The 20,741-nt window shown below is 70.9% G+C and carries 22 protein-coding genes and 1 pseudogene; 7 read left to right on the top strand and 16 right to left on the bottom strand.

Annotated features, from left to right (window positions below; genetic code table 11):
* Positions 1-145: 145 nt before the first annotated feature.
* The gene (locus tag OG811_RS31355; RefSeq protein ID WP_406070902.1) at positions 146-1,150 is read right to left on the bottom strand and encodes a hypothetical protein; all 1,005 of its coding nucleotides are present in this window, start codon (positions 1,148-1,150) and stop codon (positions 146-148) included.
* A gap of 98 nt (positions 1,151-1,248) precedes the next feature.
* A complete protein-coding gene (locus tag OG811_RS31360) occupies positions 1,249-2,136 on the bottom strand; it encodes a helix-turn-helix transcriptional regulator (RefSeq protein WP_406070904.1) in 888 nt (295 codons plus the stop codon).
* A 414-nt stretch (positions 2,137-2,550) separates the two neighbouring features.
* On the opposite strand from OG811_RS31360, the gene OG811_RS31365 reads away from it, so the two are divergent.
* Complete coding sequence (locus OG811_RS31365; protein WP_406070906.1) at positions 2,551-4,302, top strand: glycoside hydrolase family 15 protein; 1,752 nt, start codon at positions 2,551-2,553, stop codon at positions 4,300-4,302.
* Between the two features lie 54 nt (positions 4,303-4,356).
* On the opposite strand, the pseudogene OG811_RS31370 reads toward OG811_RS31365, so the two are convergent.
* From OG811_RS31370 to OG811_RS31410, 9 genes and pseudogenes are all read right to left on the bottom strand, one after another.
* A pseudogene (locus tag OG811_RS31370) lies at positions 4,357-5,368 on the bottom strand (SDR family oxidoreductase).
* Between the two features lie 55 nt (positions 5,369-5,423).
* Positions 5,424-5,864 carry a PPC domain-containing DNA-binding protein gene (locus OG811_RS31375; protein WP_406070907.1) on the bottom strand — a complete coding sequence of 147 codons (441 nt, stop codon included), beginning with the start codon at positions 5,862-5,864 and terminating at the stop codon, positions 5,424-5,426.
* Positions 5,861-6,031 (bottom strand): hypothetical protein, encoded by a 171-nt coding sequence (locus OG811_RS31380; protein WP_406070908.1) that lies wholly within the window; start codon positions 6,029-6,031, stop codon positions 5,861-5,863. The genes OG811_RS31375 and OG811_RS31380 overlap by 4 nt, the downstream gene beginning before the upstream one ends.
* Before the next feature lie 20 nt (positions 6,032-6,051).
* On the bottom strand, positions 6,052-7,140 hold the full coding sequence (locus OG811_RS31385; protein WP_406070909.1) for an enolase C-terminal domain-like protein: 1,089 nt from the start codon (positions 7,138-7,140) through the stop codon (positions 6,052-6,054).
* On the bottom strand, positions 7,137-10,217 hold the full coding sequence (locus OG811_RS31390; protein ID WP_406070910.1) for an FAD-binding and (Fe-S)-binding domain-containing protein: 3,081 nt from the start codon (positions 10,215-10,217) through the stop codon (positions 7,137-7,139). Before OG811_RS31390 ends, OG811_RS31385 begins: the two co-directional genes overlap by 4 nt.
* Positions 10,214-12,049, bottom strand: a complete 1,836-nt coding sequence (locus OG811_RS31395) for a thiamine pyrophosphate-dependent enzyme (RefSeq protein ID WP_406070912.1) — start codon at positions 12,047-12,049, stop codon at positions 10,214-10,216. The genes OG811_RS31390 and OG811_RS31395 overlap by 4 nt, the downstream gene beginning before the upstream one ends.
* 147 nt (positions 12,050-12,196) lie before the next feature.
* Complete coding sequence (locus OG811_RS31400) at positions 12,197-12,373, bottom strand: hypothetical protein (protein WP_406070914.1); 177 nt, start codon at positions 12,371-12,373, stop codon at positions 12,197-12,199.
* Positions 12,374-12,472: 99 nt separating this feature from the next.
* On the bottom strand, positions 12,473-12,637 hold the full coding sequence (locus OG811_RS31405; RefSeq protein ID WP_406070915.1) for a hypothetical protein: 165 nt from the start codon (positions 12,635-12,637) through the stop codon (positions 12,473-12,475).
* A 24-nt stretch (positions 12,638-12,661) separates the two neighbouring features.
* Positions 12,662-13,099: a phage holin family protein gene (locus OG811_RS31410; protein WP_406070916.1), complete on the bottom strand. Its 438-nt coding sequence runs from the start codon at positions 13,097-13,099 to the stop codon at positions 12,662-12,664.
* 179 nt (positions 13,100-13,278) lie between these two features.
* On the opposite strand from OG811_RS31410, the gene OG811_RS31415 reads away from it, so the two are divergent.
* The 3 genes from OG811_RS31415 (at position 13,279) to OG811_RS31425 (ending at position 14,807) form a co-directional block, all read left to right on the top strand.
* The gene (locus tag OG811_RS31415; RefSeq protein ID WP_406070918.1) at positions 13,279-13,803 is read left to right on the top strand and encodes a hypothetical protein; all 525 of its coding nucleotides are present in this window, start codon (positions 13,279-13,281) and stop codon (positions 13,801-13,803) included.
* 100 nt (positions 13,804-13,903) lie between these two features.
* Positions 13,904-14,062 (top strand): hypothetical protein, encoded by a 159-nt coding sequence (locus OG811_RS31420; RefSeq protein WP_406070919.1) that lies wholly within the window; start codon positions 13,904-13,906, stop codon positions 14,060-14,062.
* Between the two features lie 607 nt (positions 14,063-14,669).
* Positions 14,670-14,807, top strand: a complete 138-nt coding sequence (locus OG811_RS31425; protein ID WP_406070920.1) for a hypothetical protein — start codon at positions 14,670-14,672, stop codon at positions 14,805-14,807.
* Here OG811_RS31425 and OG811_RS31430 read toward each other — a convergent pair.
* Complete coding sequence (locus tag OG811_RS31430; RefSeq protein WP_406070922.1) at positions 14,797-15,537, bottom strand: hypothetical protein; 741 nt, start codon at positions 15,535-15,537, stop codon at positions 14,797-14,799. The genes OG811_RS31425 and OG811_RS31430 overlap by 11 nt on opposite strands.
* A 38-nt stretch (positions 15,538-15,575) precedes the next feature.
* On the opposite strand from OG811_RS31430, the gene OG811_RS31435 reads away from it, so the two are divergent.
* The gene (locus OG811_RS31435) at positions 15,576-16,088 is read left to right on the top strand and encodes a hypothetical protein (RefSeq protein ID WP_406070923.1); all 513 of its coding nucleotides are present in this window, start codon (positions 15,576-15,578) and stop codon (positions 16,086-16,088) included.
* 156 nt (positions 16,089-16,244) lie between these two features.
* Here OG811_RS31435 and OG811_RS31440 read toward each other — a convergent pair whose 3' ends face one another.
* The 3 genes from OG811_RS31440 to OG811_RS31450 all read right to left on the bottom strand — a co-directional run bounded on the left by OG811_RS31440 (position 16,245) and on the right by OG811_RS31450 (position 18,579).
* The gene (locus OG811_RS31440; RefSeq protein WP_406070925.1) at positions 16,245-17,654 is read right to left on the bottom strand and encodes an FAD-dependent oxidoreductase; all 1,410 of its coding nucleotides are present in this window, start codon (positions 17,652-17,654) and stop codon (positions 16,245-16,247) included.
* Positions 17,655-17,731: 77 nt separating this feature from the next.
* Entirely contained in the window at positions 17,732-18,229 is a 498-nt protein-coding gene (locus OG811_RS31445) for a GNAT family N-acetyltransferase (RefSeq protein ID WP_406070926.1), read from the bottom strand.
* Entirely contained in the window at positions 18,229-18,579 is a 351-nt protein-coding gene (locus OG811_RS31450) for an ArsR/SmtB family transcription factor (protein ID WP_406070927.1), read from the bottom strand. The genes OG811_RS31445 and OG811_RS31450 overlap by 1 nt, the downstream gene beginning before the upstream one ends.
* A 163-nt stretch (positions 18,580-18,742) precedes the next feature.
* On the opposite strand from OG811_RS31450, the gene OG811_RS31455 reads away from it, so the two are divergent.
* Entirely contained in the window at positions 18,743-19,120 is a 378-nt protein-coding gene (locus OG811_RS31455; protein ID WP_406070929.1) for an ArsR/SmtB family transcription factor, read from the top strand.
* Here OG811_RS31455 and OG811_RS31460 read toward each other — a convergent pair.
* On the bottom strand, positions 19,092-20,201 hold the full coding sequence (locus tag OG811_RS31460; protein ID WP_406070930.1) for a flavin-containing monooxygenase: 1,110 nt from the start codon (positions 20,199-20,201) through the stop codon (positions 19,092-19,094). The two genes, OG811_RS31455 and OG811_RS31460, sit on opposite strands and share 29 nt — an antisense overlap.
* Positions 20,202-20,264: 63 nt before the next feature.
* On the opposite strand from OG811_RS31460, the gene OG811_RS31465 reads away from it, so the two are divergent.
* Entirely contained in the window at positions 20,265-20,594 is a 330-nt protein-coding gene (locus tag OG811_RS31465; protein ID WP_406070932.1) for an ArsR/SmtB family transcription factor, read from the top strand.
* The last annotated feature ends 147 nt before the right edge of the window (positions 20,595-20,741 follow it).

The following is a 20,741-nucleotide window of genomic DNA, read 5'->3' on the forward strand; positions in this document are numbered from 1 at the left end:
CCGTCGCGGTCCGTGCGCCAGGCATCAGCCGGGATGGTGGGGAAGAATGCACCGGTCGGCATGATCGGGCCGTGCGTCTCCTCGACGCGGGTGACGCTCACGCCACCGAGCTGGATATCGTGCATGGGGTTCTCAAAAGGACGGGTCAGCGGAGCGGCAGGGTGGCCAGCGCCAGGTTGGGGTCGACGCCGGTGGTGTACGCGGCGCTGAGCACATAGAAGGTGCGGCCGCGTACGGCCACCGAGGTTGGATTCTGTAGCCCGTCGGCGGCGGTCAGCAGCGTTCGTGAACGGCCGGCCGCGTCGATGCTCACCACCGTGTTCGGTCCGTTCAGTGTGGCGATGACCTGTTGGTCACCGGCACCGACGAACGCGAAGTCGTCGATGCCGACCAGACCGCTCGCCGCCACCCGGACCGGTCCGGGCCGGCCGTGCCGCCACGGAATGCGCAACAGCGTGCCGCGGTCGAGGTTGGTCGCCCAGATCGCGTCGGCGCGTACCTTGATGCCGTTGGCACCGAGGAAACCCGCCGCGGCGAGCTCGGGAGCCGAGGACCAGACCTCGACACGGCCGCCTTCCAGCGGAACGGTCGAGATCGTGCCGAGCACCGAGTCGGTGAGGTAGAACCTCTTCGTCGCCGCGTCGAACGCCAGGCCGTTGGGGAGCCCGTCGGCCGGCAGGGCCGCGATGCGGTGCGGAGCCCGCCCGGGCCGTAGCCGGTACAGACCGGTGGTGGCGGCATCGCCGCTCGCGTACAGGAAATAGAGGGTGCCGTCATCCATCCGGACGATGCCCGTGGTCAGCGCGAACCTGAGCACCGGCGTGTTGACGCCGCCGTCGGCCGGGGCCGGCAGAGTCGCCAGAATCCGCGTCCCGCCGGACGGGGTGACCGCGGCGACCTGTTGGGCGGCCGCGAAGGTGACGTAGGCCGTGCCGTCCGGACCGATGGCGACGTTCTCTGGCAGCTGTCCCTTCGTCAGGTCGAAGTGGACCGCGATCCGCGAGGGCACCGGCGGGGCAGCTGGTCGGCCCGGCCCCACGGTCAGGGCCCGTGCGGTCGCGGCCGGTGCGGCGCTCGACGGCACGACAGTCACGACGCCGATCCCCGCCGCTGCGAGGGCGACTGCGAGGGTCATCATTCTCTTGCGCATTCTTGTCCCTTGCTCATGGTCTTGTGGATTGGCGTGAAGCGGGCACGACGGGTCCGGCGCTCCTTCGGAGCACCTCGCGACGAGCCGATGGGGTGGTGCTATTCGCGCAGGACAGGCTGCGGTAAAGCGCCGGCAGGGGTGGTGACGGCACCGTGTACCAGCAACGTCATCGCAGCGTGCGACGCCGAGCCGGGTTCGGTGGTGGCGACGACCACGGTCTGGCCGTCCTCGGTACGCAGGGTCTGCTGCGTCACGTCCATCGCGCCGACCAGCGGGTGACACATCCGGTAAACGGTGTCGCCACCGGCCTTCACCCGATGGTCGGCCCACATGGCGGCGAACTCCGGACTCCGCACCGTCAACTCGCCGACCAGCGCGGCCATCAGCGGGTCGTCCGGGTGCTGCCCGGAGATCATCCGCAGCGTCGCCACCACCGCGCGGGCCTTCGTGGGCCAGTCCGCGTACAGGTCGCGGGTGTGCGCGTCCAGGAACACCAGCCGTGCCATGTTCGGGTACTGGTTCGGCCGCTCCGGGATTTCCGGATTCAGGTGACCGGCGAACAGGGCGTGACCGGCGGTGTTCCACGCCAGCACGTCCGCGCGACGACCGAGCACCACCACGGGTACGTCACCGAGCGCCGCGACGAGCTGGCGCACCGCCGGACTCACCCGCTCCTGGGCCGGACGACGCACGGCGGGCCGACGGCGGGTCCCGGCCGCCAGCTCGCTCAGGTGGCGGCGTTCCGCGTCGTCGAGTCGCAGTGCCCGGGCAAGCGCGTCGAGCACCTCAGGTGAGGCGTTCACCGCCTGCCCCTGCTCCAACCGCGAGTAGTACGACACACTCACCCCGGCCAGCAGGGCCAACTCCTCCCGGCGCAGCCCTCGAACCCGACGCCGCTCACCGTACGTCGCCACGCCGGTGTCCTCGGGCCGCAGCTGGGAGCGCCGGGCCTGAAGGAAATCGCCGAGCTGTCCTCTCGCGTTCATGACTCGAAGTATTGCGAGCCCGGCCTGGCCCAACCACTCCCTGCCAGGGGTAGGCACCGCAGCAGGGCAGCGTGTGTCAAGCCCCGGGTTTGATGGAGAAAACGGTGATCTGATCCGGCCGTACCCGTTGGTCCGTTTCAAGGCGCCGACGATGGGAAGACGGTGACCCGCCGGGGACCTGACCGCGACCGCCGCCTCGGTCGAGAGCTTCGCCGCGGGTGACGGCGCGGCGTGGGAGGCCCTCGTACAACGGTGGGACCGGCACGGCGAGGCGGTCCTGGACTCGCTGTTCACCCCGTTTCCGCCGGTCCGCGCCGGCCTCCGGCTGCTGGCTGGCGGTCACGGCCGCGGTCGGTGGCTGTCCGGGCTGCGGTGCCAGGAACAACGCCCCGACCCCCTGACCGGAGGCCAACGATGCCAGCCTCGGAGAGTTCCCCAGCGGTACTGCGGGACTACGCGCTGCTCGCTGACGGATATCGAGGTGCCCTCATCGGCCCGGATGGTGATGTCGACTGGCTCTGCGCGCCCGGCTGGTGCGACCCGCCGCTGTTCTCGGCGCTGCTCGGCGGTCCGGGTCGTTTCCTCGTGACGCCGGCGGCGGACCGCTTCGTCTGGGGCGGGCACTACGAGCCGGGGTCGCTGATGTGGCGCAGCAGGTGGGTCACCGCCGAAGGGATCATCGAGTGCCGGGAGGCTCTCGTCGCCCCGGGTCAGGAACACCGGCTGGTGCTGTTGCGGCAGGTCCGGGCGGCGGAGCGACCGGCACGGGTGCGTGTGGTCCTGGACCCGCACGGCGACTTCGGCCGCCGCCCGGTGCGCGAGATCAGCCGGCACGCCGACGGGTGGACAGCCCGCAGCGGACCGCTGTACCTGCGATTTCGGGGTGGTTCGGGTCTGAGCTCCACCGCCGACGGTTCCCTCGCCGGCGAGCTGATCGTTCCGGCCCGGGGCTCGTACGACCTGGTGTTCGAGGTGTCCACAACGCCGCTGGAGGAGCCCGGTGCGGAACCCGGGGAGCTGTGGCGGACCACGGAGCAGCACTGGCGCTCGGTGGTGCCGGAGCTGACCGGGCCGGCGCACCGCGACGCCACCCTCGCCTACGCGGTGCTGCGCGGCCTGACCCGTCCGGGCGGTGGCATGGTGGCCGCCTGCACCACCGCGCTGCCCGAGCGGGCGCTGGCCGGACGCAACTACGACTATCGGTACGCCTGGATCCGTGACCAGTCCTTCGCCGGGCAGGCAGCCGCGCTGGTCGGCCGGTACGACCTGCTCGACGACGCGGTCGCGTTCCTGACCGCGCGGGTGCTGGCCGACGGGGACGCGTTGGCCCCGGCGTACACCGTGAACGGCGACTCGGTGCCGCACCAGCAACGGCTCGACGACCTACCCGGTTATCCGGGCGCCAGGGTCCGCACCGGCAACTGGGTTCGTGAGCAGTTCCAACTCGACGCCTTCGGCGAGGTGTTGCTGGTGCTCGCGGCGGCGCAGCGGCTCGATCGGCTCGACAGTGACGCCTACCGCGCGATGCGACTGGCCGCGGCGGTGATCGAGCGGCGCTGGTCGGAGCCGGACTCCGGCATCTGGGAGTTGCCCCCGCGGCAGTGGACGCACTCCAAGCTGACCTGCGTCGCCGGGCTACGCGCCGCCGCGCGTGTCGGCTCTCGGGACCTGGTCGGACGCTGGTCCGCGCTGGCGGACGGAATCCTCGCCGACGCCTCCGCCCACGGCCTCGGTCCGGGAGGCCGCTGGCAGCGCGCCTACGACGACCCGCGCGTCGACTCCGCGCTACTGCTGCCCGGCATCCGAGGCGCCCTGGCGCCGGACGACCCCCGTACCGAATCCACCCGGCGGGCCGTCCTGGCCGAGCTGACGGAGGACGGCTACCTCTACCGCTTCCGACCCGACCGGCGGCCCCTCGGCGACGCGGAGGGTGCCTTCCTGCTCTGCGGGTTCATGGCGGCGCTCGCCGCCTGGCAGGCCGGGGACGCGGTGAGCGCCAACCGCTGGTTCGAGCGCAACCGGGCCGCGTGCGGGCCACCCGGGTTGTACACGGAGGAGTACGACGTCCAGCAGCGGCAGTTGCGCGGCAACCTGCCGCAAAGCTTCGTGCACGCGCTGATGCTGGAGACGGCGGTCACGCTGGGCCAGGTCGACCCCTGCCGGTGACAAACGGGCGGGTCGAGCGCGACCGGGTGGCGCCGCGACACCCGGACGCCGGGTTCAGTGCCGACGCCAGGCGGCCAGGCCCGCCGCCGTCCCGGCCAACCCGGCCGCGATGAGGCGACGGTGGCGCGACAGCCATGCCTGTGGGCTGTGCCCGTGGGACCGGCCGGCGAAGCCGCCCCGTACCCCGTAGTCGCGCCCGCCCGGCCCGTCCAGCGGATGCCACAGGTTGTTCGGCCGATCCGGGTCGGCGGGGCGGCCGGTCTGCTGGGACCGGTAACCCGTGCGGGCCAGGTAGCGGTCGAGCAGCCCCGGCGCGACCCGGTTGCCGAGGATGGTCAGCACCGTCGAGGGTGCCCACCCAGTACTCCCGCCGGTAGGGTCGGTCCGCGGCGCCGACGATCGCTCGGGCCGCCACCTCCGGCTGGTAGATCGGTGGCACCGGTTCGGCGTGCCGAGGCAGCCGGGAAAGCAACCAGTCGAACTGCGGGGTGTTCAGCGCCGGAAGCTGCACCATCGTCACCCGCACCCCGCTGCGTTCGTGCAGCAGTTCGCAGCGCAACGACTCGGTGAATCCCACGATCGCGTGCTTCGCCCCGCAGTAGGCCGCCTGCAGCGGGATACCCCGGTACGCCAGCGCCGATCCCACCTGCACGATGGTGCCCCGGTCGCGGGGGGTCATGTGGGACAGGGCGACACGGGTGCCGTGCACGTACCCCAGGTAGGTGACCTCCGTGGCCCGCCGGAACTCTTCCGGGCGGGTTTCCTGAAACGGCGCGAAGACGGAGCTGAACGCGTCGTTGATCCACAGGTCGATCGGCCCCAGTTCCGCCTCGATCCGTCGACCGGCGTCGACCACCTGTTCGTAGTCGGCCACGTCGACCTCGATCGGCAGCGGTCGGCCGCCCGCGCTGCGGACCTCCTCGGCTGCGGCGTCCAACCCGACCCGTCCCCGCGCCAACAGCGCGACGGCGATACCCCGCTGGGCGAGCAGACGTACCGTCGCCCGCCCGACCCCGGCGCTCGCGCCGGTCACCACCGCCACCCGCACGTCACGTCCCTTGGCCATGTCGACTCCCGTCGCCTCGTGCCTCCTGGCCACCGGCCGGGGCCGGCGATCAGCGCTACCGGCCGGGGCCGGCGATCAGCGCCAGCCCGGTCTCTGGATCCACCCGCTTGCTCAGGTCGGGCGCGACCTCGCTGACGATCACCTCGAGCGTCGGCCACACCCGGGCGGACAGCAGGTGCCCGCCGACGGTGCTGCCGTCCTCGCGGCCGAGCACCGCGTGCACGTGCAGCACGGGCTCGTCCTGATGGGCTGCCACATCACCCACCAGGGACAGCACCTCCACCTGCTCCCGCACCGGGATACGGCGGTAGTCGCGCGCCTGCCGGTCGAACCAGCCGACCTCCGCCTCCTGGAAGCCACCGACGGCGGTCACCCGGCCGGCGCGCAGGTCGTACCGGTGCAGCGCCGCACCGATGACGCTCACCGGCTCCTCGCCCGGATCGCACACGACGACCAGTACGCGGCCGGTCGGTTGGTGCAGTTCCTGCGTTCTCATCGGTCCCCTCGATCTCGTGCGACGACGGCCCCCAGCACCGTCCAGGCGGCGGCGGCGGCGACGGCGACGGCGGTCAGGGCGGCGGGCCGTTGCGGGCGGTCGGCAGCGGCCAGGGCGAGCGCGGCGACGCAGTGAATGGTGTCGACCGCCGTCCCGCCGGCGAGCACGCCCCGGGTGGGCCGCCAAGTCAGGCCACCCGGTACTGCTGGGCGAGATCCGAGCGGAACTGCACGCCGTTGCCCGGCCGGTCCAGCGGTACCCGCGCCGCGCCGCCGGTCGCCGGCTCCGTGCCGTCGAAGAGCATCGACTCGATCCGGACGTGGTCGTGGAACCACTCCAGGTGTCGCAGGTTCCCGATGCCGCCAGCGACCGGCAGGTGCTGGTGCGGGGCGCAGTGTCCGGACACCTGGAGCTCGGCCGCGGCGGCGACCGCGGCGGCACGGAGGAACTCACTGATCCCGCCGCAGCGGGTGACGTCGATCTGTAGGCAGTCCACGAACGGCGCCATCCTGTGGAAGTAGGTCAGGTCGAAGCCGTACTCCCCTGCCGCCACATCCGGCAGGACGCCGTCGCGGACCAGCCCCAGACCGGCGAGGTCGTCGGAGCTGACCGGTTCCTCGTACCAGCGGACGTCCGATTCGGCCGCGGCGTGTGCCACCCGGATCGCCTGCTTGCGCTGGTAGGCGCCGTTGGCGTCGACGAAAAGCTCGGCGTCGTCGCCGATGGTGCGCCGGGCCGCCGCTATCCTGGCGAGGTCCCGCTGCACCTCCGTACCGCACGACTCCCCGATCTTGATCTTCACTCGGGGTATGCCCTGCTCGTGGACCCAGCCGGCGAGCTGCCTGTGCTGGCGCTCGTCGTCGTAGGTGGTGAAGCCGCCGCTGCCGTAGACCGGCACATCCCGGCGCACGGTACCGAGCAACCGGGCCAGGGGAAGCCCGTGCCGGCGGGCCTTGAGATCCCACAGCGCGCAGTCCGCGGCCGACAGGGCGAGCCCGGCGACACCCGGCCGGCCGGCGTTGCGCAGCCTGCGGCGCATGCTCGTCCACGCCGCCGGTACGTCGTCCGGGTCGAGGTCAGCGACCACCGGAGCGAACAGATCCGCCACCACCGCGACGGCGGCCACCGGCCCGTACGTCCAGCCGATGCCGGTCTCTCCGTCGGCGTCGGCGCGCACCAGCACCAGGGTGGTGCTGGTCCACGCCAGGGTGCCGTCTCCCTCGGGGGAGTCGGTGGGCACCCGGTACGCCTCGGCGGTGAGCCGGATGCGGCTCACCGCGTCCACCGCCGCAGCAGCGTGCCCAGCCCGGCGAGCGCGGCGACGCCGACCACCCCGGCCGCCGTCCAGCGGGCGAGCACCGACGGTGGGTGTGGCCGGTCACCCCAGCTGCGCTCCGGCCGGCGCGGCACGGTGTCGTCGTGCAGGCCCGCGCGCAGCAGCTCGGCCAGGTGGATGGCCGAGCGCCCGTCGGAGGCGCTCTGTTCGACCTGGGTGCGGCAGCTGAAGCCGTCGGCGAGGATCACGTCGGTCTCGGCGGCGTCCCGGACGGCGGGCAGCAGCACCCGCTCCGCGCACGCCTCCGATACCTCGAAGTGGCCCTCCTCGAAGCCGAAGTTTCCCGCCAGACCGCAGCAGCCCGAATCCAGGAACTCGGCGTCCACGCCGGCCGCGGACAGCAGCGCCTGGTCGGCGGCCGTGCCGAGGATCGCGTGGTGGTGGCAGTGGGTCTGGATCAGGGCGTGTGCCTCGACCCGCGGCGGCTGCCAACCCGGGCTGTGGTCGTGCAGCAACTCCGCGAGGGTGACGGCCTGCTCCCGCAGCCGGGTCACGTCGTCGTCGGCCGGGAACAGCTCGTGGGCGTCGCTGCGGAACACCGCCGTGCAGCTCGGCTCCAACCCCACGATCCGCGTGCCGGCGCGCAGGTGCGGGCGCAGCACGTCGATGGTGCGACGCAGCACCCGCTTGGCGACGCCGAGTTGCCCGGTGGAGATCCAGGTCAGCCCGCAGCACACCGGCTTGTCCGGCACTCGTACCCGCCAGCCGGCGGTCTCCAGGACCTCCACCGCGGCGCGCGCCACCCCCGGGTGGAAGTGGTTGGTGAACGTGTCCGGCCAGAGCAGCACCTCCCCGCGCGAGCCGCCGCCGGTCGGGGTGCGGTGGGCGAACCAGTGTTGGAACGACTCCGGGGCGAACACCGGGATGTCACGGCGCTGGTCGATGCCACCGACGGTCTTCGCGAGCCGGTTCAGGCCAGGGGCCTGAGCCAGCGCGTTGACCGTACGTGGCAGCCGGGCGGCGCCGGTGGCCACCAGCGGCAGCCAGCCCATCGAGTAGTGGGCGCGGGGGCGCAGCCGGCGGGCGTAGTGGTGGTGCAGGAACTCGGCCTTGTAGGTGGCCATGTCCACGTTGACCGGGCAGTCGGCCTTGCACCCCTTGCAGGCCAGGCAGAGGTCGAGGGCGTCCCGTACCGCCTCCGAGCGCCAGCCGTCGCCGATCGTGCCGCCGCGGGCGGTGCCGTCGAGCATCTCGAACAGCAGTCGGGACCGGCCCCGGGTGGAGTGCTCCTCCTCGCGGGTGACCATGTAGGAGGGGCACATCACCCCGCCCTCGTGGCGGCGGCACTTGCCGACCCCCACGCAGCGCAGCACCGCGTTGCCGAAGCTGCCGCCGTCGTCCGGGTAGGCGAAGGCGGTGTCGACCGCGCCGTGGTCGTAGTCGGCGCCGAGCCGCAGGTGGCTGTCCAGCCGGTACGGCGGCACCACCTTGCCCGGGTTCATCCGGTCGTCCGGGTCGAAGATCGCCTTGAACTGGCCGAACGCCCTGGTCAGCCGGTCGCCGTACATCTTGGGCAGCAGTTCGCCTCGCGCCTGCCCGTCGCCGTGTTCCCCGGAGAACGAGCCGCCGTAGGAGACCACCAGATCGGCGGCGCGTTCGATGAAGGACCGGAAATCCCTGATCCCGTCGGCTGTACGCAGCTGGAACGGAATGCGGGTGTGCACGCACCCCTGCCCGAAGTGTCCATACAGGGACGCCTGCTCGTAGCCGTACTCCCGGTAGAGGCGCTGCAGGTCACGCAGGTAGTCGCCGAGCCGCTGCGGAGCGACCGCGGAGTCCTCCCACCCGGGCCAGGTGTTGTCCGAGTCCGGCACGTGCGCGGTGGCGCCGAGCCCGGACTCCCGGACTGCCCACATCCGTTTTTCGTCGGCGGGGTCGGCGAACTCGTGCACCCGCGGCCCGCCGTCCAGACGGACCGAGGCGATGAGACGCTCGGCCGCCGCCCGCGCCTCCTGCGGCGTCTCGCCGCCGAGCTGGACCATCAGCCAGGCGCCGCCGGGAGGTAGCTCCTGCAGGGCGTGTGGGTGCAGGTTCTTGCGCCGCTCGAAGCTGACCAGCTTGTCGTCGATGCCTTCGAGCGCGATCGGCTGGTGCTCCAGGATTCGCGGTACGTCGTCTCCGGCGGAGGCGATGTCCGGGTAGCTGAGGAACACCATCGCCTGCGCCTTGACGATCGGCACCAGCTTCAGTCGCGCCCGCAGGATGGTGACCAGTGTCCCTTCGGAGCCGACCAGGGCCTGGGCGACGTGGAAGGTCTTCTCCGGCAGCAGGCTGTCCAGGTTGTAGCCGGAGACCCGACGCGGAATGTCCGGATAGCGGGTGCGGATGTCGGCCAGGTACTCGTCGCGCAGCGCCCGCAACTGCCGGTAGATGTGCGCCTTGCGGCCACCGTCGCGCTGGATCCGGTCGTACTCGTCGTCGGTGGTCTCCCCCACCCACATCCGGGTGCCGTCGTAGAGCAGCACCTCCAGCTCCACGATGTTGTCGACCACCTTGCCGGTGCGCTGGGCGGTGGCACCGCAGGAGTTGTTGCCGAGCATGCCGCCCAGCGTGCAGTGGTCGTGGGTGGCCGGACGCGGTCCGTACTCCAGCCCGGTCGGCTTGAGCTCGGCGTTGAGTTCGTCGAGCACGATGCCCGGCTCGACCAGGCAGGTCCGCGTCTGTTCGTCGACCTCGATCAGCCGGTGGCAGTACTTGGACCAGTCCAGCACCACGGCGGTGTTGGTGCACTCACCGGCGAGGCTGGTGCCACCGCCACGCGAGGTCAGCGGCGCCCGGTGGCGGCGGCACACCGCGACGGCGGCGACCGCCGCCTCCACCGTGCGGGGCACCACTATCCCGAGCGGCACCTGCCGGTAGTTGGAGGCGTCGGTGGAGTACGCGGCGCGGGAGCCGGCGTCGAAGCGGACCTCCCCGTCGACCTCGTCGCGCAAATCGGCGGCGAGGGCGCTCAGGTCGATGTCGTGGATCGGGTCGGGCGGGCGCCGGACGGGTTCGGGCAGGAAGACGTCGTTCATGAACGCAGCTCGTTGAACTTGTCGCGGGCGACGGTGGCGAGGGTGGCGACCTTGTGCGGTTGGCCGCGGAGGAACGCCTCGGTGAAATGTTTGGCCTGGTCATACTTGATCTTGCCGGGCATCGGCGGTTCGTTGGGGTTGACGTCGCAGTCCACCAGCGCCGGGCCCGGGTGCGCGAGCGCTTCCCGGATCGCGCCCGGCAGCGCCTTCGCGTCGGTCACCTTGACCCCGAACGCGCCGCAGCCGCGCGCCCAGGTCGAGAAGTCCGCCTCCGGCTGGCGGTGCCGTACCGCGTACTCGGGGTAGCCGAGGATGATCTGCTCCCACAGGATCTGCCCGTACGAGTTGTTATTGTTGATCACCACCTTGATCGGCAACTCGTGCCGGACCGCGGTGAGGAACTCGGCCATCAGCATCGCGAAGCCGCCGTCGCCGACGAATGCGATCACCTGCCGGACCGGGTAGGCGTGCTGCATGGCGATCGCGTAGGGCAGGCCGGGCGCCATCGTCGCCAGGTTGCCCGACAGGTAGAACTCCCGGTCGTCACGGATGGTCCAGTGCCGCGCCGCCCAGGTGGCGATCGTGCCGGAGTCACAGGTCAGGATGGCGTCGTCGGCGGCGGCCTCGTCGATGCAGCCCATCAGGTACTGCGGCGCGATCGGCGATCGCTCCGGGTCCACCAGGCTGGTCATCGCCGCGCGCCAGTCGCCCATCTTGCGCTGGTACTTCTCCAGGAACGAGCGGTCCGGGCCGTGGTCGAGCATCGGCAGCAGGTCCCGCAGCGCCAGGCGGGCGTCCGCGCATACCGGAGCGTCGACCGGCAGGCGCATCCCGATCAGGCTGGGATCAACGTCGATCTGCACCACCTTCGCCTGCCCCGGGCCGGGCAGGTACTTCGCGTACGGGAAGGAGGTGCCCATCATCAGCAGGGTGTCGCACTCCTCCATCAGCTCCTCGCTCGGCGCGGTGCCGAGCAGGCCGAGCCCACCGGTGGTCAGCGGGTGGTCGTCGGGCACCACCAGCTTGCCCGGCAGCGTCTTGACGATCGGGCTGGCCAGGGCCTCGGCCACCGCGAGGACCTCCGCGCGGGCGCCACGCGCACCGACACCAACCAGCATGGCGACCTTCCGGCCGGCCTTGAGCACCTCGGCCGCCTTCGCCAGCTCCCGCGGGTCCGCCGGTAGCTGCGGATAGGACACCACCGCGGCGCTCATCGGCGGCTTGCCCGGGCTGACGTGCCGGTACGGGTCCTCGTCGGCCGCCGCGACCTGGACGTCGTTGGGAAACGTCAGGTGCGCCACCGTCCGCTTGCTCAACGCGTTGCGGATCGCCAGGTCCACCACCGCCGGCATCTGCTGCGGGTTGGTGACCATCAGGTTGTACGACGCCACGTCCTGGTACAGCTGCGTGGTGTGCACCTCCTGCTGGTAGTGCGAGCCCAGCACCGAGGTTTCCTGCATGCCGGTGAGCGCCAACACGGGCACGTGGTCGAGCTTCGCGTCGTAGAGCCCGTTGAGCAGATGAATCGCTCCGGGGCCGGAGGTGGCGCAGCAGACCCCCAGTCGGCCGGTGGCCTTGGCGTAGCCGGTGGCCATGAACGCCGCCGCCTCCTCGTGGTGCACCAGCACGAACCGCAGCTTCTCCCGCTGCCGGCGGAAGCCCTCCATCAGGCCGTTGATGCCGTCGCCGGGCAGGCCGAACACGGTGTCGACACCCCACGTCACCAGCCGTCGGGCCAGGCTCTCGCCCACGATCTCCTGCACGTCGTCCTCCTCGTTCCGGGGGTTCGTCCCGTCCCCGTCCCGCTCCCGCCGCCGGACGGCGGCGCTCACCCGCCGGGTCGGACACGACGGACCAGGACGGACACAGCGGCGGCTACCCGGCTACCCGGGCCACAAACCGACCAGGGCTGCGGGTTTCCGGACGTCCGTCACCCACAGCCCTCGGAGATCCGCCCCCGGCTCGGCGGCTGAGCAGCATCAGGACCGGTGCCGGGACACCAGGTAACCGAGGAGCAGTCCGCCACCGAGCAGGACCACCGCGCGCGGCGTGATCGCCGAACGCAGTTTGCCCAGGCCCGCCTTCGGGTCCACCACGCTGCCGGCCACGTCACCCGCCGTGCCCACCACCACGTCACCGAGCCTGCCGAGATTCACCCGACCCACCACCTTCCCGAGGCCGCCGGCTACCCGGCGGGTCGCCGACGAAACACTCACTCGTCCCGGCCGGTGAAGACCCGTGCCGCGGCGGGCTGCTCACCGCCAGCCACCAGCATGTCGTCGCCGGCCCGCAGCACCGTCGCCCGACCGAGCCGGACCTGCTCTCTTCTTGTACGTACGGACCGCCTTGTCGTCGGAGCGCGCGATTGTCGACGGTACGTCGTCGCGCATCTCCTCGGCCTGCTCGTGCTTGTCCGGCACAACGTCCTCCCGTCCTCGGTGCTGTCACCTGTCCAGTTCGGCGCGGGCGGCGTCGACACCGGCGGGCAGCACCCGACCGGCGGTCTCCGTCACCATGTCCCGCACGTCGTCGGCGAGGCGGGCCGATGGGCCGCCGGCCGCCCGCAGTTGCGCCATTCCCACCCGGCCCAGCAGCACGGCTGCGCCCAGGTAGCCGGCGGTGAGACCGGCGGCGGCCAGCCGGCGTGGCAGCATCGTCTCCAGCACCCGCAGCACGGTGGTCGACGCGGCTCCGGCGCCGAGCACCAGGCAGCCGCCTGCGGCGGCCAGCAGCACGATTCCCAGGCCGGCCGGGCGGGCCGCCTCGCCCACCTGCATCCGCACGGCCCGGACCTCCTCGCGGACCACGTCGGCCACGTCCTCGGCCAACCGCTCGGTCGCGCTGGTACGCCGCCCGTCCGGTCCTGTGGTCCCCTCGCTCATCGCACCTCCCAAACTGCACCGCCGCGTTTCCTGGACGTACCCGGACGAGACGGCCGCACACCGCCGTGCACCGGTACGACGGCGGAGGACGGTCCACTCGGTGCCGCGCCCCACGCCACTCCGACCGACGTACCGCGAGCGGCGGTTTGGGGCCACGGATGCCGGTAGGCTGCCACCGGGTGATCGACGACCCTCGCCGGCGCGGCCGTGACGACGACGCCCGCCTCAACGGTCTCGCCCACCGGCTGGACAAGCCGATGGGCGTCCTGGGGCTGCTCTTCCTGCTACTCGTCCTCGCGCAGGCGTTCGTTCACGACGAGCCGCTCAGCACCGTGCTCACCATCACGAGCTGGATCCTGTGGGCGGTCTTTGCCGCCGCCATTCGCGGGTCGCGTTCCGCCGGGCGGCTGCTCACCGACCGGCTGGCCTGGCTCGCAGCGGTGACCGTGGCCGTCATCCTCGCGGCCGGGCAGCTGCTCATGGTCAGCGATTCCTGCCGCAGCCTCCCCCGGGCCCTGCACGACGCGGCACTCACCACCATCACCGGCGAACCGCTGCGCGCCGGCGACACGTTCGCGCAGATCCTGGAGCTGGTGCGGGCCGCATACTCGGTGGCGGTGTTCGGCACGCTCGCCGGCGCCCTCGGCGCGTTCTACCTCAGCCGGGAGTGGGCGGAGGACGAACGCGGTCAACCGGACGAGTGACGGCGCGCGACGGGACACCCGTTTGACCCCGACCGGCACGGGAAGGCGACGCGGGTCGACGGCGCGGAACAGCCGTGCCGCGTCACACGGGGAGGCCGACATGGATGACCGCGAACGCCTGCACGAACTCCGTCAGCAGGCGCACGACGCCGGTATCGAGGGCAACTCCAAGATGACCGAGCAGCAGTTGCGCGACGCGCTGCGCATGGTGGGCAAGGGCAAGCAGCCGCAGATGTCCAAGCACAACGCCAAGCGGTGACGCCGAGGGCTGGCGGCAACGGCCGTCCCGCCGTGCCGCCAGCGCCTGGCCAGCCGATGTCGAGGGTCAGGATTGTGGTCCAGCCCAGCCCCTCGCCGGACACCACGCCGCTGAAGGGCTCACGATGTATTTGTTGATGACGGCAGCTATGAGGCTTGAGTCCGGGGACCAGGCAAGCGTTCCTGTGCTGTCTTCGCTTCCGTCAAGGACTGCTAGGCGCTGCGCTTTGGCCACGTGCCAAATCGAAAGGTCAGGTGGTGTCCTGCGGTAGAAACAATGTGTGTGGACGGCCAGCCGCGAGCCGTCGCCGGACCCGGCGAGCCCGTACGCCCACGGGAGCGGCGTCGATATCGGTATGCGTCTCGGTTTTCGTCGGGGTTGATCACCCCATTGTGCGCGAAGGGCACCAGACTTCGCGTCCCACAATGTGACCTGCTCCTGCTTGGTTGTCGCTAGCAGATCGCCTAGCGGCGAGAACGCTATCGCCAGGCGATCGTCGTCTCCGAGCCGTAGCGGCGGCGACATATCTCGACGTAGTGGGATGAGGTTCCTAAGCCTATGCGCTTGCCGTCGAAGGACCAGGCGATCACGCTGATCTGGTGAGGGCGTGCCCTCCGCTCAACTATCTGGCCCGCTGCTTCCGCCGTACATGGTGCCGGCCCGGTTCGTGTGGCTGCCGAGCCTGCCGCTCAACCCCAACGGCAAGATCGACCGCCGGCGCCTGGCAGCCGAGGTCAGCCGTTGACCAGGTCGATCAGGCGCGGCCCCAGCACCGCCGCAAAGCGGGAATCGTGGTGGCGCAACTCAGCCACGAAAGCGTGCGTGGCCGACCTCAGAGCCCGAGACAACTCGGCGGGGTCCAGGTTGCGAACCAGTGCCTCGCGCAGCGGGGAGATCACCTCGGCCGGAAGTTGGTCGGCGCCCTTGAGGAAGTCGCCCGGATGACCGAGCCGATCGGACATCAAAGTCAGCGTGTTGTCGCGCAACGCGCTGATCCAGTATTCAGCCTGCCAGGCTGCCGAGCGCTGGATGCAGACGTACGCATGCAGCACGTGATGCCAGCATCGGCCGGCGAGGTGATCGGTATCGGTGACCACGGGCTTGCGGTCTACGCCCTGACCGAAAAGCACCTCGAATGCGCCGTTGCCCACCGGGCCGAACGCGCTCAACGGAGTGAAGCCGAGGTCGACCTCGAGAAGTTCGCCGAGCAGGAACGCGCGGTAGGTGGCCGGCCCGGCGAGCAGGTCGAAGTGGTGAACCGCGCCGAGCTCGTTGTACAGATAGTTGGTCCAGTCGTTCAGGACCTCGGTGGTCGCCCCGCCGCTCACCCCGAAGAACAGGTCAATGTCGGACCACACGTCCTCGGTCTTGTGCGCCGCCGAGCCGGTCAGGGCAGCGGCGGTGATCCTGGAATCCCCGTGTGCGCGTTCGATGAGTTGACGGCGTACATTCGCCCGGCTGTCCAACGTGAACATCGGCGGATCATATCAGCGATGCGAGGGTGTATAGCGGGATGAACCTACCTGTCGAACGGCACCCGTATTCGTTGGATTTCGTCGGCGACCGATCCGTCACGACACATCTCAGCTGGGGACAGCAGTGGGTCTGGGACGCATTGTCCAGCCTGCCGGACGGTCTGCACATATGCATCAACATCGTGCAGCCGATCGCCGGGGAAATCGGCGTGTCGCCGGACCGCGCAGCACGGACGGTGGGTGCGTTAGCCTACCGCTTCGAAGCCCTCCGCACGATCTTCGTCGAGGACAGGGACGCCGCGATGGGATTGCGGCAGAAGGTGCTCACCTCGGGCCCCATAGAGTTGTGGACGGTCCCCCGATTCGGTCAGGAAGCGTCCGCCCTACTCTCTGCCGAAATGGCTCAGCTCGACTTCGCCTTGCAAGATCTGCCGTTTCACGCCGTGGTCCTCGCCGAAAAGGAATCGGTACGGCCGGTGGCCCTGCGGATGAGCCACATGCAGACATGTGGTCAGCCGCGCTCCTGCGCACAGAACTGCAGTGCGAACTAGGGCTCATCAACCCTGACGAAAAGGTTCCGCGTGCCTCCCAGGGCTGGCAGGCGAAGCCGGCCACGATGGTGATGGCCAGCAGGGCCGTGGCGCGTCGGTCATGGGCGTGGTGCCCGCCGACCGTGGGATTGGCGGGCACCGTCGCGGTGGTGGGCATCAGCTGCAGCAGCCGCCGGCCTGACCGCTGGCGGGGGCGAGGGTGACCAGGTTCAACGGTGTGGACAACAGCCCGCCGGAGATGCCGGTGGCGAGTCCGCGCGCTGCTGGCTCGGCGGTGGGCGCCGGCCCGCAGCAGCTGTCGCCGGCAGCGGTGTCGGCGGGGTTGCTGTTGCAGACGCCAGTTTCGGGCAGGTCAAGCTGCACGTCGCGGGCTGCGGCCCAGTCACCGGCGAGGGCGGCGACGACGGAGCGGACCTGCTCGTAGCCGGTCGCCATCAGGAACGTCGGGGCCCGCCCGTAGGACTTCATGCCGACGGCGTAGTAGCCGGCCTCCGGGTGGGCGAGCTCGTTCACGCCGTGCGGGGGCACCGTGCCGCAGGAGTGCTCGTTCGGGTCGATCAACGGCGCGAGAGCGCGGGTGGCGCCCATCACCGGGTCGAGGTCCAGGCGCAGCTCGGCAGCGATCGAGTGGTCGGGGCGGAACCCGGTAGCGGCGACGATCCGGTCGACGGTGACGGACTCCTCTTCGCCGTCGGCGTGGCGCACCACCACACTGACCCGGCCGGCTGTCGGGGTGAGGGCGTGCACGGAGAAGCCGGTGAGCAGCCGGATCCGGCCGGCGTCGACGTGCGCGCGTAGCCGTGAGCCCAGGGCACCGCGAGCCGGGAGGGCGTCGGCGTCTCCGCCGCCGTAGGTACGCGCCGGTGAGGCGTTCCGGATCGCCCAGGTCACTTCGGTGCCCGGCGTGGATTCGGCCAGTTCGGCCAGGGACAGCAGCGTGTTCGCGGCGGAGTGCCCGGCGCCGACGACGAGGGTGTGCCGGCCGGCGAAGCGGTCCCGGGCCGCGCCGAGAACGTCGGGCAGCGCGTGCTCCAGGAATGCAGCGACAATGGTCTCGCCCCGGGCGGGCAGGCCGGATGCGCCGAGGACGTTCGGGGTGGCCCAGGTGCCGGACGCGTCGATCACCGCGCGGGCGGGCAGCTCCTCGCCGTCGGCGAGGCGGATCAGGAACGGCGTGGACTCACGGCCAGCGCTACGCAACCGGTCCAGGCCCAGGCGGCTGATCGCCTCGGCCCGGGCGCCGTAGCGTACGTGCGGCTTGAGTTGCGGCAGCTGGGCGAGGGGCTGGAGGTAGTCGCCGACGAGTTCCGCCCCGGTGGGCAGGGCCTCCAGGTCAGGGGCGACCCAGCCCGCCTCGTCGAGAATCCGGCGGGCGGCCGGGTCGATGTTGTAGCGCCACGGGGAGAAGACCCGCACGTGGCCCCACTGCCGCACGGCGGCACCTGGGGTGTCGCCGGCTTCGAGGACGGTGAAGGCGATGCCCCGCTCGTGCAGGTGCGCGGCGGCGGCCAAGCCGACCGGACCGGCGCCGATCACCACGACGGGCAGCTCGTTCAAAGTGCTCATCAGTCAAACTCCTTTGTGTTGATAACTGTCGAAACAAACAGGTAGACGGGGCCCCGCTTGTGATGAGCCAGGGTTGATCAGGTGACGACGCGACTGCGCCGCTCAAGCAGGACGACGTCGCGCCAGCGGCCGTGGTGGCGACCGACCCGCTCGCGCACGCCGATGACCCGGAAGCCGGCCCGCTCGTGCAGGATGAGGCTGGCGGTGTTTTCGGGGAAGACTCCGGACTGGATGGTCCAGATTCCGGCGGCTTCTGTGGAGGCGATCAGCGTGTCCAGCAGCAGCCGGGCGACGCCGCGGCCCTGCGCGGCGGCGTCGACGTAGACGGAGTGCTCGACCACCCCGGCATAGACCGCACGGCCCGAGGTGGGTGCGACAGCGATCCAACCGACCACCGTGTCGGTCCCGTCGACCGTCACGAAGCGGTGCTCGGGCAGCTTTGCCGCGTCGAACGTCGTCCAGGTGGGTGCGGTCGTCTCGAAGCTGGCGTTGCCGGCGTCGAGTCCGGCCTGGTAGATGGCCAGGACCCGCTCAGCGTCGTCGTCCCGCAGGGGGCGCACCGTGATGTCGGCCATCAGCAGGCTCCGTTCGGGTGGGGGGCCGGTCGGCCCATGACGACGTCTGCGGCGGAGGGGAAGCAGTCGACGCAGGCGTCGTTGATCCGGTAGTGGCGGGCGGTGCCGACCGGCTCGACGAGGACGAACCGCACCTCGGTGAGGATCTTCAGGTGCTGCGAGACGGTGGACTGCGCCAAGCCGATCGCGGCGACGATCTCCCCCACGCTCATTGCCTGAGCCTGCCGGGCAAGGTACTCGACGATCTGCACCCGGGTCGGGTCGGCCAGTGCCCGGAACCACGACGCGTATGTCTGCGCCGTGGCCCGATCGAGTAGCTCGGCCACCCCCATCACCCCTTCATCGTTCATCGCCGATAGGCGATTAAGCCTATCAACCGCGAGCGGCCGACACCCGTTGTGGATGCCTCCTGTCGGCGCGTCAACCTCAGCATGATCTCCCCCTTCCGCACTGTCTTGACGTCTGTCGAAACAGACGGTTGCACATTGATTAGAGGGATGTCAACCTAGAGGAATGTCGAAGCAAGCTGCGCCCCTCACCCTCGCCGACGTGACCGCCGAGGCGTTCTGCTGCCAACCCCTGGCGCAGCACCGCGTGCCGGCCGAGACCGCCGCGGTGCTCGCGCCGGCGTTCAAGGCCCTCGGCGACCCGGTCCGCCTGCAGCTGATGTCGATGATCGCCTCCGCCGACGACGGCGAGGCGTGCGTTTGTGACCTCACCCCCGCCTTCAACCTCACCGGGCCGACCATCTCGCATCACCTCAAGACCCTGCGCGAGGCTGGCCTCGTCGACGCCGAGCGGCGCGGCACCTGGGTTTACTACCGGGCCCGGCCGGCCGTCCTGCGCCAACTCGCCGCGCTGCTCACCGTCGAACCGGCAACCGCTTCATAGGCTGCGGCCGGCGCCGCGATCGGCCGGACTGGTCGGCAGCGAGGGCGGCGACAACGTGCGCCGCGTCGCGCCCGACGCCGCGAAGGGTGTTCGACGAGAACGACCGCTGGAACTCCAAGCCGAGGTAGACGAGCCCCGGGTGGGTCGTGGAGACACCCCCCACGTGGCGAGGCATGCCGTCATCCAGGGCTCCGAGCGGGGCGAGGTAGTCGAGGTGCGGGCGGTAGCCGGTAGCAAAGATCACCGAGTCGACCGGCTCGTCAGTACCCTCAGCCCAGGTGACACCGCCGGCGGTGAAGGCGGTGAACATTTCCCGGCGGGCGAGCAGGCCGGAGGCGATCGCTTCGCGGTAAACGCCGGTGTCGAGCACGGCGGCGTGGCGGATCAGGCGGGTGAGTACCGCCCGGGGCAGGAGGTCCGCGCCAGTGACGTGGAGCCAATGGTGCAGGTCCCGGCCTCGGATGCGCTGGGGCATGAATTGGATCGGCGCCCGGGTGGCCAGAGTGACCCTCGCGTGTGGCGCGAGCTCGTAGGCGACCTGGACGGCGGAGTTTCCGGCGCCCACGACGAGGACCCGCTTGCCGGCATACGGCTCGGGCCGCCGGTAGTGCGCGACGTGCCGCACCTCGCCCGCATAGGTGTCCCGGCCGGGCAGCACCGGCAGGTACGGATTGCTGAAGGAGCCGCTGGCGGAGACGATGCCCGCCGCGGCGATGTCATCGCCGCTGTCGGTATGGACGAGGTAGCCACCGCCTGGACGCGGGTGCACAGCGGTGACGCGGGCGCCGGTGCGGATCTCAGCGTCGATGCCTGCGGAATAGCGGCGGAGATAGGCGACGACGTCGGCGCGGGCCGGATAGCGGTCGGGGTCTGCGCCGTCGAAGGCCATGCCGGGCAGCGAGCTGTATCGGGCCGGGGAGAACAGGGTGAGGCTGTCGTAGTAGTCGGGCCAGGACCCCACCGGCTCAGCACCTGCCTCCAGGAGGACGGGGCGCAGGCCAACGGAGAGTGCGGCGCGTGCGGCGGCGAGACCGGACTGGCCGCCACCGACGATGACGACGGGTTCTGCAGAGGTGGTCACTCCAACGATCATATCGTCGTTTTGTTGAATGACAATATGATGATGATGCGAGAAGGTGGGGCCATGGATGAGCCAGAGCCCGTAGCGGTCGCGCCCGGCGCCGCACCAGCCGGGCTCGGGCCGGACACGCAGGAGTTCCTCAAGGCGCTGGGCAGCCCGACGCGACAGCGGATCATGATGCTGTTCTCCCAAGGCGCCGAGCTGTCCGTCGGGGAAGTCGCCGAGCGAACGGGCATCAGCCAAGCGACGGCGTCGCAGCAGCTGACCCTGCTGCGCCGGGGGCGGATCGTGACCTCACGGCGCGAGGGGAAGACCGTGTACTACCGCGCCGACCGCGACGGCGCAGTAGCGGCACTGGCTGAGCTGCAGTCGTACCTCATGACCTGCTGCTGACTCAGGCTCACGGCCGAGCGTGACGTCGACCTTGCTCCCCAGCCGATCACGCCTCCGCGCAATCGCCTGAAGATCAGCCACCTTGGGCCCAGGAAATCGGCCTCTCGCCGAACCTCTAGCAGCCGGGCGCGGCCAGGGCGCCCCAAC

Source organism: Micromonospora sp. NBC_01638 (genome assembly GCF_045209745.1).
Lineage (GTDB): Bacteria > Actinomycetota > Actinomycetes > Mycobacteriales > Micromonosporaceae > Micromonospora.

Bases quoted from the DNA above. Each gene is read 5' to 3' on its own strand.
- OG811_RS31355 (WP_406070902.1), bottom strand. From the start codon at position 1,150: ATGCGCAAGAGAATGATGACCCTCGCAGTCGCCCTCGCAGCGGCGGGG.
- OG811_RS31360 (WP_406070904.1), bottom strand. From the start codon at position 2,136: ATGAACGCGAGAGGACAGCTCGGCGATTTCCTTCAGGCCCGGCGCTCC.
- OG811_RS31365 (WP_406070906.1), top strand. From the start codon at position 2,551: ATGCCAGCCTCGGAGAGTTCCCCAGCGGTACTGCGGGACTACGCGCTG.
- OG811_RS31375 (WP_406070907.1), bottom strand. From the start codon at position 5,864: ATGAGAACGCAGGAACTGCACCAACCGACCGGCCGCGTACTGGTCGTC.
- OG811_RS31390 (WP_406070910.1), bottom strand. From the start codon at position 10,217: ATGAACGACGTCTTCCTGCCCGAACCCGTCCGGCGCCCGCCCGACCCG.
- OG811_RS31410 (WP_406070916.1), bottom strand. From the start codon at position 13,099: ATGAGCGAGGGGACCACAGGACCGGACGGGCGGCGTACCAGCGCGACC.
- OG811_RS31420 (WP_406070919.1), top strand. From the start codon at position 13,904: ATGGATGACCGCGAACGCCTGCACGAACTCCGTCAGCAGGCGCACGAC.
- OG811_RS31430 (WP_406070922.1), bottom strand. From the start codon at position 15,537: ATGTTCACGTTGGACAGCCGGGCGAATGTACGCCGTCAACTCATCGAA.
- OG811_RS31435 (WP_406070923.1), top strand. From the start codon at position 15,576: ATGAACCTACCTGTCGAACGGCACCCGTATTCGTTGGATTTCGTCGGC.
- OG811_RS31440 (WP_406070925.1), bottom strand. From the start codon at position 17,654: ATGAGCACTTTGAACGAGCTGCCCGTCGTGGTGATCGGCGCCGGTCCG.
- OG811_RS31445 (WP_406070926.1), bottom strand. From the start codon at position 18,229: ATGGCCGACATCACGGTGCGCCCCCTGCGGGACGACGACGCTGAGCGG.
- OG811_RS31450 (WP_406070927.1), bottom strand. From the start codon at position 18,579: ATGAACGATGAAGGGGTGATGGGGGTGGCCGAGCTACTCGATCGGGCC.
- OG811_RS31455 (WP_406070929.1), top strand. From the start codon at position 18,743: ATGTCGAAGCAAGCTGCGCCCCTCACCCTCGCCGACGTGACCGCCGAG.
- OG811_RS31465 (WP_406070932.1), top strand. From the start codon at position 20,265: ATGGATGAGCCAGAGCCCGTAGCGGTCGCGCCCGGCGCCGCACCAGCC.